Here is a 13,825-nt window from a genome sequence, read left to right as displayed (position 1 = left end):
ACTAAGGGAAAACCCCTGCGTTGACAAACTTCCGGGTCCGGGCTAGCGCCGTGCCGGGTCGGGGCGCAGCGCCAGCAGCAGCCCCTGGGCGGCCGCGATCCGCGTGGCGGCATCCGGAAGCTCCAGGGTGATGCGCAGGCGGTCGGGTCCGTCCATCCGGTACTTCTGTGGCTGGCCCTGGATCAGCTGGATCACCGCCATCGGATCGACCGCCGGCTTGTCGACGAACTCGATCCGCCCGCCCGCAGCGCCCAGATCGAGTTTGCGGATGCCCAGTCCGGTCGCCGCCAGCTTGAGCTCGGCGATGGCGAACAGGTTCTTTGCCGGGTCGGGCAGCAGGCCGAAGCGGTCGATCATCTCCACCTGCAACTCGCGCAGCCCCCCGCCGTCGCGCGCGCCGGAGATCCGCTTGTACAGCGTCAGCCGGGTGTGCACGTCGGGCAGGTAGTCTTCCGGGATCAGCGCCGGTACGTGCAGGTCGACCTCGGTGCCGCGCGCCTCGACGGCATCGGCATCGGGCAGCTTGCCCTGCCTGATGGACCGCACCGCGCGCTCGAGCAGCTCGGTGTACAGGCTGAAGCCGACCTCGGTCATCTGCCCGCTCTGGTCCTCGCCCAGCAGCTCGCCGGCACCGCGGATCTCCAGGTCGTGGGTGGCCAGGGTGAAACCGGCGCCGAGCTCGTCCATCGAGGCGATCGCGTCCAGGCGTTTCTTCGCATCGCTGGTGATCGACTTGCTGTCGGGCACCACCAGGTAGGCGTAGGCGCGGTGGTGGCTGCGGCCGACGCGCCCGCGCAGCTGGTGCAGCTGGGCCAGGCCGAAGCGGTCGGCGCGGTTGATGATGATGGTGTTGGCGTTGGGGATGTCGATGCCCGATTCGATGATCGTGGTCGACAGCAGCACGTTGAAGCGCTGCTTGTGGAAGTCGAGCATCACCCGCTCCAGCTCGCGCTCGGGCATCTGCCCGTGGGCGATGCCGATGCGCGCCTCGGGCACCAGCGCCTGCAGTTCGCGCTGCATCCGGCCGATCGATTCCACGTCGTTGTGCAGGAAATAGACCTGGCCGCCGCGGGCCAGCTCGCGCTCGAAAGCCTCGCGCAGCTGGGCGTCGTCCCAGGGCACCACGAAGGTCTGCACCGCCAGCCGGTGCTCGGGCGCGGTGGCGATGATCGACAGGTCGCGCAGCCCGGCCATGGCCATGTTGAGCGTGCGCGGGATCGGGGTGGCGGTCAGGGTCAGCAGGTGGACGTTGGCGCGCAGCGCCTTGAGCGCCTCCTTCTGGCGCACGCCGAAACGCTGCTCCTCGTCGACGATCACCAGCCCCAGGTCCTTGAACCGCACGTCCTTCTGCAGCAGCCGGTGGGTGCCGACGATGACGTCGATGGTGCCCTCGGCCACCTTCTCCAGCTCGGCCTTGATCTCCTTGGTCGATTTGAAGCGCGAGAGCACCTCGACCCGGATCGGCCAGTCGGCGAAGCGGTCGTGGAAGTTGCGGTAGTGCTGCTCGGCCAGCAGTGTGGTCGGCACCAGCAGGGCGACCTGCTTGCCGGCCATCGCGGTGGCGAAGGCCGCGCGCACGGCGACTTCGGTCTTGCCGAAGCCGACGTCGCCGCAGACCACCCGGTCCATCGGCTGGCTGGACTGCAGGTCGCGCAGCACCGCCTCGATGGCGGCGTGCTGGTCGGGGGTTTCCTCGAACGGGAAGGCGGCGGCGAACGGCTCGTAGGCGGCGCGGTCGACATCGATCGCCAGCCCGGCGCGGGCCTGGCGCTTGGCCTGGATTTCCAGCAACTCGGCGGCGACGTCGTGGACCTTCTCGGCGGCCTTGTGCCTGGCCTTCGTCCACTGCTCGCCGCCCAGGCTGTGCAGCGGTGCGGTCTCCGCCGAGGCGCCGGAATAGCGGTTGATCAGGTGCAGCTGGCTGACCGGCACGTACAGCCGGTCGCCCTTGGCGTACTCGATCTCCAGGTATTCGTTCTTCTCGCCACCGGCTTCCAGGGTCACCAGCCCGCGGTAGCGGCCGACGCCATGGTCCTCGTGGACGATCGGCGCGCCCTCGGACAACTCGCCCAGGTCACGGATGATCGCCTCGGGCTCGCGCCCGGCCCGCTTGCGCCGCCGCGGCTGGCCGGCGCGCTCCGGGAACAACTGGCGCTCGGTGAGTACGGTGAACTGCGGCGAATCGAAGGCGAAGCCGTCCTCCAGCGGCGCCACGGCGACGAAGAACCTCCCTTCTCCCGAAGGGGCGGACGAGGGCGCCTTCCGGAGGAACGCGCTGAAGTCCGGCAGCACCTCGGGCTGCACCCCGGCGGCGTGCAGTATCTCCAGCAGGGCCTCGCGCCGGCCCGGCGAATCGGCGGCAACCAGCACCCCGCCCGGATAGCTTCCCAGGAAGCTCTTCAGCGCGCCCGCCGGCACCTGGTCGCGGGCGGCCAGCGGCAGCTCCGGCGCCGGCTGGCTGCCCAGTTCGTGCGCGCGCCCGCGCTGCGGGTGGTCCTCGCCGCAGATCTCCACCCGCGCACCAAGGTTGAGGCGCTCGCGCAGCTGGTCCGGCGAGAGGTAGAGCTCGCCGGGCGGCAGCAGGGGACGCTCCAGGTCGTGGCGGCGCTGCTCGTAACGCTCGCCGGTGTGGCGCCAGAAGGCCTCGGCCGCCTCCAGCGCCCCTTCGCCGACGACCGGCAGCGCGCTGTCGGCGAGGTAGTCGAACAGCGTCGCGGTTTCCCTGAAGAACAGGGGCAGGTAGTACTCGATGCCGCCCGGGGCGAGCCCGGACTTCAGGTCCTGGTACAGCGCGCTGCGGCGAGTGTCGAAATCGAAGCGCTCGCGCAGGGTGGCCAGGACGCGGGCGAGGGCCTCCTCCTCCAGCGGCAACTCGCGGCCGGGGAGCAGGTGGACGGAGTCGATCCGCTCCATCGAGCGCTGGGTTTCCGGGTCGAAGCCGCGGATGGTGTCGATTTCCTCGTCCAGCAGCTCGACCCGGAACGGCTGGTCGGCGCCCATCGGGTAGACATCGAGCAGGCCGCCGCGGACCGCGAAATCGCCGGGGTCGAGTACCTGCGGCACGTTCCGGTAGCCGGCCGATTCCAGCCGGCGCTTTTCCGCGTCCAGGTCCAGCCGCTGGCCCACGCGCACGTCGAAGGCGCCGCCGACGACGTGGCGGGTGGGCGCCAGCCGTTGCAGCAGGGTCTGCACTGGCACCACCACGATGCCGTGGCCGATCGACGGCATCCGGTGCAGGGCCGCCAGCCGCTGGCTGACGATCTCCGGATGCGGGCTGAAGCGGTCGTAGGGCAGGGTTTCCCAGTCGGGGAACGCGAGCACCGGGACCTCGCCGCCGGCGGCGGCCTGCGGCCCCAGCAGGGTGCGCAGGTCGTCTTCCAGCCGGCGTGCGGCGTGGTTGTCGCGGGTGATCGCCAGCAGTGGCCCGGGGTGCGCCGCGGCGGCGGAGGCGACATGCAGGGCGAGGGCGGTGACCGAGGCCGGCGCGCGCCACCAGGCACGCTGCTGTGCGGCCCGCGGCAGCGGCGGGACGGGAATGGGGAGTTGCATGGAATGGCGCGGAAAAAGAGCGCCGATGTTAGCCGATCGCTCCGCGGTCCACGGCCGTGGCGGTCCCGGAGTCCTGCTCCGGGGCAAGCTCGAGCACCACGCGCACCAGCCCGTCCTGCATCGATTCGCGCACGAAGCCCAGCGATTCGGCCAGTGCCAGCATCGGCTGGTTGTGCTCGAGCACGTCGCCATACAGCCGCTTGAGCTTCTTGCCCCGCGCCCACTTCACCAGCCGGGTCATCAGGTAGCGGCCCAAGCCTTGGCCGGCCACGTAATGGCTGACCAGGATGGCGAACTCGCCCTGCTCCTCGCCGGGGTCCATGGTGACCCGCGCCACCGCGCCGACCAGGGCTTCGCCGGGCGGCAGCGGCTCGGCCGCGACCAGGGCGAACTCGGTCTTCGGATTGACCCGGGTCAGGCGCTCGAGCATGTCCTCGGACAAGGCCTTCATCGAGTGCAGGAAGCGCTGGCGCACCTCCTCCGGCTGCAGCAGGGGAAAGGAGGCACGCAGCGGCTCGGCGTCCTCGGGGCGGATCGGTCGGATCAGGACCTCTCGCCCGTTGGGCAGCCGCTGGCGCTCGTGCCAGGGAGGAAGGCGTTCACGGACAGGCATGCGCGCGATGGTGGCACAGCAGATGTAAAGGAATCCTTCATCGACGCCGCTGCATTCCCGTCACGGCGGGGGGCGCAGCCATTCCAGCCGCCATGAGGCGCCGGCTTCGCCGAGGCGTTCGGCGAGTACCGGCAACGCCGGCGCGAGCGCCTTGTCGAGTTGCCAGGGCGGATTGAGCAGCAGCATCCCGCTGCCGTTCATCCGCAGCGGCGAGTCGTCGGGGCGGACCAGCAGCTCGACCAGCAGCGCCGACTTTGCCGGTAGCCCCGGAATCCTGCGCAGGAACGGGTGGAGTGCGCGGCGGCGCTTGACCGGGTACCAGATCGCCCAGCTCGCCTGTGGCCAGCGTTCCAGGCCATCGCGCGCGGTCTCCAGCAGCGTGTCGAACTCTTCCAGTTGCGCCTCGTAGGGCGGATCGACCAGGACCAGCCCGCGGTTGATCCGGCCTTCCCGGCCGCGCGGGGGAAGCAGGGCGCGTACCGCGGCGTAGCCGTCGCGGGCGTGCACGACCACCCGGGGATCGCCCGCGAACTGCGCCTTCAGGTGTTCGGCCTCGGTCGGCAGCAGCTCGCAGGCGGCGATGCGGTCCTGCTCGCGCAGCACGTGCGCCAGCAACCAGGGCGAACCCGGATAGGCGGTGGCGCCGTTGGCCTGGCGGCAGGCATCCACGGCGGCGAGGTAGCGGCCGATGGCCGGTTGCGCCGGGGCCTCCGCCAGCAGGCGCGCGACCCCGCCGTCGGCTTCCCCGGTGCGCAGTGCCTGGGCGCTGTCGAGCCGGTAAAGGCCGCGGCCGGCATGGGTGTCCAGGGCGAACAGGGCGGCCGGCTTGGCCAGCAGTGCGTCACACAGGGCAAGCACCACGATGTGCTTGAGGACATCGGCGTGGTTGCCGGCATGGAAGGCGTGGCGGTAGTTCATCGCGCAAGCGTAGCGTGCCGGTGGGCAGTGGGGCTGCTGTTCCGGTAACCGTGCGGTGTCGCCTTCGCGCGGCGTTTACATCCGCTGCCGCAGGATTCCGCGGTTGCGTCGCCCTGTGGCGCGCCCCATCTGGTCCTTCCCCTTGCCCATGAACCGTCGCGACCTGCTCGCCGCCAGCCTGTGCCTGCCGCTCGCCGCCCTGCCGGCGGGACGGGCGGTTGCGCGCGCGAGCCGGGCAGTGGCGGGGGCGGGCACCGTGTTCGGGGCCGGCACCGTTCCGGCCTTGGCGCGGGCGCTGGCCGACGGCCCCTGGCGGGCACCCCCGCAGGTCCTTCCGGACTGGCTGGAGGCGATGGACTATGACGCCTGGCGCGATGTCCGCTTCGATCCGGCGCGCGCACTGTGGGCTGGCGCCGGGCGCGGCTTCACCGCGCAGTTCTTCCATCCCGGTTTCCTGTTCCGCGAGCCGGTGGTGATGCACGAGGTCGTCGACGGCCACGCGCGGACCCTGGACTACCGTCCGGAACTTTTCGATTTCGGTGCCAACCGGGTGCCGGCCGGCGCGGCGGACAACCCGGTGGCCGGGTTTGCCGGCTTCCGGCTGCATGCCGCGCTCAACAGCGCCGACTACCTGGACGAGGTGTGCACCTTCCTGGGCGCGAGCTATTTCCGCGCGGTGGCGCGCGGTCAGCTGTACGGCCTGTCCGCGCGCGGACTGGCGCTGCGCACCGGCGATCCCGCGGGGGAGGAGTTCCCGCGCTTCACCGCTTTCTGGATCGAGCGGCCGGCGCCGCGGGCCAGCGAAGTGGTGGTGCACGCATTGCTCGACAGTCCGTCGGTGGCCGGCGCATTCCGGTTCGCGATCACCCCGGGCGCGCAGACCCTGATGGACGTACAGGCACGGCTGTATCCGCGGGTACGGCTGGAGCAGGCCGGCATTGCGCCGCTGACCAGCATGTTCCAGTTCGATGCCAGCGACCGCGGCGGCTTCGATGACTACCGTACCGCGGTCCACGACTCCGACGGCCTGGCGCTGCTGAACGGTGCCGGCGAGCAGCTGTGGCGGCCACTGGCCAACCCGGCCACGCTCCAGGAGAGTGCGTTCGCCGATCGTGGCCCGCGTGGTTTCGGCCTGATGCAGCGCAAGCGCGATTTCCGCGACTTCGGCGATGCCGAGGCGCACTACGAGCGCCGGCCCAGCCTGTGGGTCGAGCCGCGCAGCGATTGGGGCCGGGGCCATGTGCACCTGGTCGAGATCCCCACTGCCGACGAGTACCTGGACAACATCGTGGCCTTCTGGCGCCCGCAGGCCGCGCTCGAGCCCGGCCGCGAGCACCGCTTCGACTATCGCCTGCACTGGTGCGACCGGCACGACTGGAACCCGGGCCTGGCACGGGTGGCCCGCACCGCCACCGGTGCGCTGGCCGACGGCGGCCGCCGGTTCGTCATCGACCTGGCCGGCGCCCATGTCGATGCCAGGCCCGAGCCGCTGCCCATGGCGACGGCCGATGCCGGCCGGCTGGCCAACCCGACCGTGCACCCGTTGCCCGGCAGCGGGTGGCGGCTGGCGTTTGAACTGCACCCGGGCGAGGCGCCCGTGGTGGAACTGCGTGCCGGACTGACCGGCGCGGGTGGTACCCCCCTTTCGGAAACCTGGCTGTATCGATGGACGCGATGAACCCCGCTGTACCCACTCCCTACAACCACATGGCCGCGACCGACTCGCGGGGCATGCCGCTGCTGCCCGCGGAGTCCCCGCTGGAGATGCCCATCGCCTCGCTGGCCGAACACGAGCCGGCGCCGCGGGTGCTGCCCGGCGCGCCGCGTGGCATCGCCTGGCGGCGGCTGTGGGTGTTCGGTGGCACCGCCGCGCTGACCGGCTACGCCGTCTACCAGCTGTGGTGGGCGCTGCGCCCCGGTGGCATCGGGATGCCGGAGTGCCTGGCGCTGGTGCTGTTCGCCGCGCTGTTCGTCTGGGTGGCGCAGAGCTTCGCCAGTGCGCTCGCCGGCTTTGCCCTGATCGTGCACGGTTACCGCCGCCCGGAACGCCTGGGCCTGATCGAGGGTGCCTCGCTGCCGCGGCTCACCCGGCGCACCGCCCTGCTGGCCCCGACCTATAACGAGGATCCCGAGCGGCTGATGGCCGGACTTCAGGCGGTCTACGAATCACTGCAGTCCACCGGGCGGCTGGAGCACTTCGACTTCTTCGTGCTCAGCGACAGCACCCGGCCGGAGATCCGCGCCCGCGAGCGCGATGCCTTCGACGCGCTGCGCCAGCGCACCGGCGGCCATGCCCGGCTGTTCTATCGCCACCGCAGCGAGAATACCGAGCGCAAGGCCGGCAACATCGCCGAGTGGGTGCGCCGCTTCGGTGGCGCCTACCCGCACATGCTGACCCTGGACGCCGACAGCCTGATGACCGGCAAGTGCCTGGTGCGCCTGGCGCGGGCGATGGAGCGGCATCCGCGGGTGGCGCTGATCCAGACCCTGCCCACCGTGGTCAACGGCAACACCGCGTTCGCCCGCATGCAGCAGTTCGCCGGCCGCGTGTACGGACCGGTGCTGGCGGTGGGCAATGCGTGGTGGCACGGCACCGAAGGCAATTACTGGGGCCACAACGCGATGGTGCGCACGGCCGCCTTCGCCGCCTGCACCGGGTTGCCGAAGCTGCGCGGGCCGGGCCCGTTCGGTGGCGACGTGCTCAGCCATGACTTCGTCGAGGCCGCGCTGCTGCGCCGCGGCGGCTGGGCGGTGCACCTGGTGCCCAACCTGGGCGGCAGCTTCGAGGAAGGGCCGCCTTCGCTGACCGACATGCTGATCCGCGACCGTCGCTGGTGCCAGGGCAACCTGCAGCACGCCGGGGTGCTGCCCGCCCGCGGGCTGCACTGGGTCGGACGCTGGCACATGCTCACCGGGATCGGCCATTACCTGACCGCGCCGCTGTGGGCGATGCTGATCGCCATCGGCCTGCTGCTGACCACCACCGGCGGCGCGTTCGCGCCCGGCCAGTGGGACGGCCCGGGCGGTGCCGAGCGTTTCCTGTGGGTGTTCGGGCTGACCGTGGTGCTGCTGCTGGGGCCCAAGCTGCTGGGCTTCATCCTGGCCTTCTTCGATCCGTGGGCACGGCGCCGTTGCGGCGGGGCACTGCGGATGCTCGCCAGCATGCTGCTGGAAACCGCGCTGACCACGCTGATGGCGCCGATCACGATGTACGTGCAGTCGCGCGGCGTGGCCGAAGTGCTGGCCGGGCGGGACTCGGGCTGGGAGAGCCAGCGCCGCGACGACGGGACCCTGCCATGGCGGGTGCTGGCCCGGCGCTACGCCGGCGTGACCGCCTGCGGCATGGTGGGCGCGGTGTGTGCGTGGATGTTGTCCCCGCCGTTGGCGCTGTGGATGTCGCCGGTGCTGGCCGGCATGGTGCTGTCGATTCCGCTGGTCGCGCTGACCACCGCGCCGGGGCCGTCGGCCTGGCTGCGCCGGGTGGGGCTGTTCCGCACCGCCGAGGAAAGCGCGCCACCGCCGGTGCTGGTACGGGCGCAGCAGCTGCGGGCAGGCCTGGCCGGCCATGCGCCGGAGCGCCTGCCCGACGAGGTGGAGGTGGTCGACGCCGCATCCGGCGAGCCGGCGTACGCGCGGGATTGAGGCATCCGGCGCAATAGCCGCTGGCGGCGTATTGCGCCGGACCGTTGAACCCGGTGGGGATCAATCCACCGCGACGTGCAGCTCGACCCCCAGCGCGGCCATCGCGGCCGGTTCGCCCTCGAGGTCGGCGCGCAGCAGCGGCCGCGCCTCCAGCCAGTGGCGATCGAAGGTGATCTGCAGCCTGGGACCGTCCGCACGGGCCACCAGCCGCGGCACCGGGTCGGCCTCGTGGCCGCGGTGGATCAGCACGGCCAGCCGCAGCAGCGCCGCGTTGTGCCGGGCGGCCGGCAGCAGCCGGTCGGGCAGGGCGTCGAAGGCGTGCCTGGGGATCTTGCGCCGCTGGGTCCGTACCAGCGCGGCCAGGAACTGCTGCTGCTGGCGCGAGAATCCGGCGATGTCGGAGTGCTCGACCACGTAGGCGCCGTGGATGTGATACTGGCTGTGGGCGATGGTCAGTCCGACCTCATGCAGCCGGGCCGCGCGGGCCAGCAGCAGCCGGTCGTCGTGGTCCATGCCCCAGGCGCCGGACAGCTGGTCGAACAGGCGCAGCGCGGTCGCCTCCACCCGGCGTGCCTGGTCGCGGTCGATGCCGTAGCGGCTCATCAGCGCATCCACCGCGGCACCGCGCGGGTCGTCCGCGCCACCGCGCCCGACCATGTCGTACAGCACGCCCTCGCGCATGGCCGCCTTGCTGGTCATCAGCCGCTCCAGGCCCAGGGCCTGGAACGCGGCTTCCAGCACCAGCAGCCCGCCGGCGATGATCGGCCGGCGCTCGCTGCCCAGGCCGGGCAGGTCGATCGCCTCGATGCGGCGCGCGGCCAGCATCGCATCGCGTACCTGCGGCAAGGCCGCGGCGGTGATCGCGCCCTTGGTCAGCCCCAGCTCGGCACAGATCGCGCCGATCGCCTTGTTGGTGCCCGACGAACCGATCGCGTCGTCCCAGCCCAGCGCGCGGTAGTTGCCGGCGAACTGCTGGAACTCGGCCAGCACCTCGGTGAGCGCCTCGTCCCAGCGCCTGCGGTCGAGCCGGCCGTCGGCGAAGAACCGGCGGGTGGTGGCGATCGAACCCAGCTGCAGGCTCTCGCGCTCGATCGCATCCAGCCCGCTGCCGATGATGAACTCGGTCGAGCCGCCGCCGATGTCGATTACCAGCCGCAGCTTGCCCGGTGCGGGCGGCTGCGCATGGGCGACCCCCAGGTAGACCAGGCGGGCCTCCTCGCGCCCGGAAACGACTTCGATGGCGTGGCCCAGGGCACTTTCCGCCGGCATCAGGAAGGCCTGGGGAGCGGCCAGCCGGCGCACGGTGTTGGTCGCCAGTGCACGGACCCGGTGCGGGGGGATGTCGCGGATGCGCTGGCCGAAGCGGGACAGGCAGTCGAAGGCCCGCGTGCGCGCCTCCCGGCTCAGGCTGCCACGCGCGTCCAGGCCTTCGCCCAGCCGCACCGTCTCGCGCAGGCGGTCGACCACCCGCAGCTGGCCGAGCAGCGACTGCGCGACCACCATGTGGAAACTGTTGGAGCCCAGGTCGACGGCCGCCAGCAGCTCGCCATCCTGCAGCGGCGTGGCCGTTCCCGGCAGGGTGCCCTTCATCGGCGGATGATCGCTCATCCGGCGTACCGCGCCAGCAGCCAGGCCTGTGCCGAATGCGGCGGCTGGTCGCCGGGCTCGAGTTGCCGGTAACTGCCGTCGGGCTGCATCTCCCATGCGTTCACGTTGTCGGCCAGGTAGTTGGCCAGGCCTTCCTCGTATACCCGGGCGGCCAGGGCCGGATCCAGGATCGGGAAACAGGCCTCGACCCGCCGCAGCAGGTTGCGCTCCAGCCAGTCGGCGCTGGCGCAGTACAGCTCGGGCACGCCGTCGTTGCCGAACCAGTAGATGCGGCTGTGCTCCAGGAAGCGGCCGACGATCGAGCGGACCCGGATGTTGTCGCTGATTCCGGGTACCCCGGCCCGCAGGGTGCAGGCGCCGCGCACGATCAGGTCGATCGACACCCCCGCCTGCGAGGCGGCGTAGAGGGCCCGGATCACGCCCGGCTCGTTGAGTGCGTTCATCTTGGCGATGATCCGGCCGGGACGGCCGGCTCGCGCATGCGCGGCCTCGCGCCCGATCCGGGCCAGGATCCCGCTGTGCAGGGTGAAGGGGGATTGCAGCAGCTGTTGCAGCCGCGGTTCCGGGGCCAGCCCGGAGAGCTGCTGGAAGATCTGGTGCACGTCGGCGGTCAGCTGCGGATGGGCGGTCAGCAGGCCGATGTCGGTGTAGGCGCGCGCGGTGCCGGCATGGTAGTTGCCGGTGCCCAGGTGGGCGTAGCGGCGCAGCTTGCGCCCTTCGCGACGCACCACCAGCATCATCTTGGCGTGGGTCTTGAACCCGGCCACGCCGTAGACCACCTGCACCCCGGCTTCCTGCATGCGGTCGGCGAAGCCCAGGTTGGCTTCCTCGTCGAAGCGTGCGCGCAGTTCCACCACCGCGGTCACGTCCTTGCCGTTGCGCGCGGCCTGGATCAGTGCCTCTACGATCTGCGAGCCTTCGCCGGAGCGGTACAGGGTCTGCTTGATCGCCAGCACCGACGGGTCCGCGGCGGCCTGGCGCAGCAGCTCCAGCACCGGGGCGAAGGCATCGAACGGGTGGTGCAGGAGCACGTCGCCGGCGGCGAGGGTCTCGAACATCGAGTCCACGCCCGGCAGGGCGCGTGGCTGGAACGGCGGGAACTTCAGGTCCGGGCGGTCGACCAGGTCGTGGACCTTGATCACCCGGTTGAGGTTGACCGGTCCATCGATGTGGTAGACCGCCTGCTCGTCCAGGTCGAACTTCTCCAGCAGGTGGCGCACGATCCGGGTGGGGCAGTCGCGGGCGATCTCCAGCCGCAACGGGCGCAGGTAACCACGGCCGAGCAGTTCGTCGCGCAGGGCCAGGGCGATGTTGTCGACCTCGTCCTCGTCGAGCTCGAGTTCCGCGCTGCGGGTGACCCGGAACTGGTAGGCGCCATGGACCGCCATCCCGGGGAACAGCTCGCCGATGAAGGTCGACAGCAGCGAGGACAGGAACACGAAGTCGTGCGGTCCGCCGCTGACCCTTTCCGGGATCTGGATGATCCGCGCAAGCGAGCGCGGCGCCCGGACGATCGCGTGCTGGCCTTCACGGCCGTACGCGTCACGGCCTTCCAGGACCACCACGATGTTCAGCGACTTGTTGAGGATCCTGGGGAAGGGGTGCGCCGGGTCCAGGCCGAGCGGGGACAGGACCGGCATCACCTTGCTGCGGAAGTAGCCGCGCAGCCAGCGGGTCTGTCGCGGGTTCCAGCGCTCGCGGCCGAACACCCGCACCCCGGCCAGGCTCAGCTCGGGGCGCAGCACCTCGCGCCAGCAGCGGTACTGCGCGTCCACCAGCTCCCGGGCGCGTTCGTGGATGCGTGCCATCAGCGCCGCGTACGGGAGTGCATCGGCCGCCGTTGGCCGCCCGAGTTCCTGGGCGCGCTGCAGGTTGCCGGCGCGGATCTCGAAGAACTCGTCCAGGTTGGTGCTGCTGATGCACAGGAAGCGCAGGCGCTCCAGCAACGGCACCCGCGGGTCCAGGGCCTGGGCCAGCACGCGGGTGTTGAAATCCAGCTGGGCCAGCTCACGGCTGGCGTACAGCGCCGGATCACGCAGCGGGTCGTCGTTGCCGTCGCTGTACAACCCCGCATCCACCGGGGCGAGTCCACCGGGCGCGGTGCCGGCGGGCGGGTCGGATTGCGTGCTCAAGGTCGCGTCTCCATCAACGCTCCGGGCCGGCATCGGCCGAACGCGGGCGGACCCGTGCGGGACCGAAGTGGCAGGTGAAGGTACTGCCGACACCCACCTCGCTGGCGATGGTCAGCCGTCCCTGGTGCAGGTGCAAGGCGTGCTTGACGATCGCCAGGCCCAGGCCGGTCCCGCCGCTCTCGCGCGAGCGGCTGGCCGACACCCGGTAGAAGCGCTCGGTCAGCCGCGGCAGGTGCGCCGGGGCGATGCCGTATCCGGAATCGGCCACCTCCAGCAGCACGCCCCCGTCCCCGGCGCGGCGCAGCCCGATCGTGATCCCGCCCTCGCCCGCGGTGTGCCGCACGGCATTGGAGACCAGGTTGGAGAACGCACTGTGCAGCTCGCGCGCGCTGCCCCACAGGTCGACCCCCGCCTGGTCCTCCACGCGGATCCGGTGACGGCCGTGGCCGAGCGCCACCGCCTCGCGGCGCAAGGTGTCGAGCATCGCCGCCATCGGCACTTGGTCCTCGTTGGCGAGCTGGTCGGCCGACTCCAGCCGCGAGAGCATCAGCAGGTCCTCCACCAACTGCGCCATGCGCCGGGACTGCTGCTGCATCTCGCGGATCATCGGCTGGCGCCCGGGCTGCCCGTCGTCGTCCATCAGGTCGAGGTAGCCATGCAGCACCGTGAGCGGGGTGCGCAGCTCATGGGAGACGTTGGCCACGAAGTCGCTGCGCGTCCGCTCCAGGCTCAACAGCCGGGTGATGTCGCGGGCGACCAGCAGCCACAGCGAGTCGGAATAGGGGATCAGCTTCAGGCTGAGGGTGGAACTGCCGTCGGGCGAGGCGACCTCAAGTGGCTCGGCATGCCGGCCCGAGGCCAGCCAGCGGGCCAGCGGCAGCGGTCGCAGGCATTCGGCCAGCGGCGCGCCGATCGACTCCGGATACCGCAGGCCCAGCATCGAGGTGCCGATCTCGTTGAACCACAGCACCCGCTGGCTGTTGCGCTCGACCACCACCACCGCGTCGGGCAGTGCGGCCGCCGCGGCGCGGTAGGCGCGCAGCATTTCCAGCAGGCGGTTCTTGCGCGAGCGGGTCTCGTCCTGGGTGCGGTGGAGCAGCCGGTCGAGCTCGTTCCAGGCGCCGCGTGAGCCGTCCGGTGGCGGCAGCCGCCGGCGCGCGGTGAGCCGGGCCAGGATCCGGTGCAGCCGCCAGTAGTGCCAGGCGATCACTGCCAGCGCGGCAAGCGCGAGCGCTTCCCATGGATGCCCCAGCACGGCGCCGCCGAGGCCGGCGAACACCAGCAGCAGCGCCAGCACCGCGACGGTGCGCAACCAGGCCTTGTGGATGTCCTCGGGCATGGCGGCAGTATCGGCCAGGCGGCC

Annotated in this window: 8 protein-coding genes; 2 read left to right on the top strand and 6 right to left on the bottom strand. The window is 71.4% G+C overall.

What is annotated here, in order from left to right:
- Positions 1-42 precede the first annotated feature (42 nt).
- Genes mfd through rlmJ form a run of 3 tightly spaced genes read right to left on the bottom strand, consistent with a single transcriptional unit; the run spans position 43 to position 5,080 of the window.
- Complete coding sequence (mfd, locus tag LY625_RS07735) at positions 43-3,549, bottom strand: transcription-repair coupling factor (protein ID WP_233739354.1); 3,507 nt, start codon at positions 3,547-3,549, stop codon at positions 43-45.
- A gap of 28 nt (positions 3,550-3,577) precedes the next feature.
- Complete coding sequence (locus LY625_RS07730; protein ID WP_233739352.1) at positions 3,578-4,162, bottom strand: GNAT family N-acetyltransferase; 585 nt, start codon at positions 4,160-4,162, stop codon at positions 3,578-3,580.
- 60 nt (positions 4,163-4,222) lie between these two features.
- Positions 4,223-5,080 (bottom strand): 23S rRNA (adenine(2030)-N(6))-methyltransferase RlmJ, encoded by an 858-nt coding sequence (gene rlmJ / locus LY625_RS07725; protein ID WP_233739350.1) that lies wholly within the window; start codon positions 5,078-5,080, stop codon positions 4,223-4,225.
- Between the two features lie 148 nt (positions 5,081-5,228).
- On the opposite strand from rlmJ, the gene LY625_RS07720 reads away from it, so the two are divergent.
- Positions 5,229-6,758 (top strand): glucan biosynthesis protein G, encoded by a 1,530-nt coding sequence (locus LY625_RS07720; RefSeq protein ID WP_233739343.1) that lies wholly within the window; start codon positions 5,229-5,231, stop codon positions 6,756-6,758.
- Entirely contained in the window at positions 6,746-8,722 is a 1,977-nt protein-coding gene (gene mdoH, locus LY625_RS07715) for a glucans biosynthesis glucosyltransferase MdoH (protein ID WP_233739341.1), read from the top strand. The genes LY625_RS07720 and mdoH overlap by 13 nt, the downstream gene beginning before the upstream one ends.
- A gap of 60 nt (positions 8,723-8,782) precedes the next feature.
- Here the strand turns inward: mdoH and LY625_RS07710 are convergent, their stop codons facing one another.
- The 3 genes from LY625_RS07710 to phoR form a co-directional block, all read right to left on the bottom strand.
- Positions 8,783-10,312, bottom strand: coding sequence for a Ppx/GppA phosphatase family protein (locus tag LY625_RS07710; protein WP_233739569.1), 1,530 nt, complete (start codon positions 10,310-10,312; stop codon positions 8,783-8,785).
- Between the two features lie 14 nt (positions 10,313-10,326).
- A complete protein-coding gene (ppk1, locus tag LY625_RS07705) occupies positions 10,327-12,408 on the bottom strand; it encodes a polyphosphate kinase 1 (protein WP_233739568.1) in 2,082 nt (693 codons plus the stop codon).
- A 67-nt stretch (positions 12,409-12,475) separates the two neighbouring features.
- The gene (gene phoR / locus LY625_RS07700; RefSeq protein WP_233739339.1) at positions 12,476-13,801 is read right to left on the bottom strand and encodes a phosphate regulon sensor histidine kinase PhoR; all 1,326 of its coding nucleotides are present in this window, start codon (positions 13,799-13,801) and stop codon (positions 12,476-12,478) included.
- Positions 13,802-13,825 lie beyond the last annotated feature (24 nt).

Source organism: Lysobacter sp. GX 14042, from assembly GCF_021390425.1.
Classification (GTDB): domain Bacteria; phylum Pseudomonadota; class Gammaproteobacteria; order Xanthomonadales; family Xanthomonadaceae; genus Novilysobacter.
This window is presented reverse-complemented; position numbering and strand designations above follow the sequence as displayed.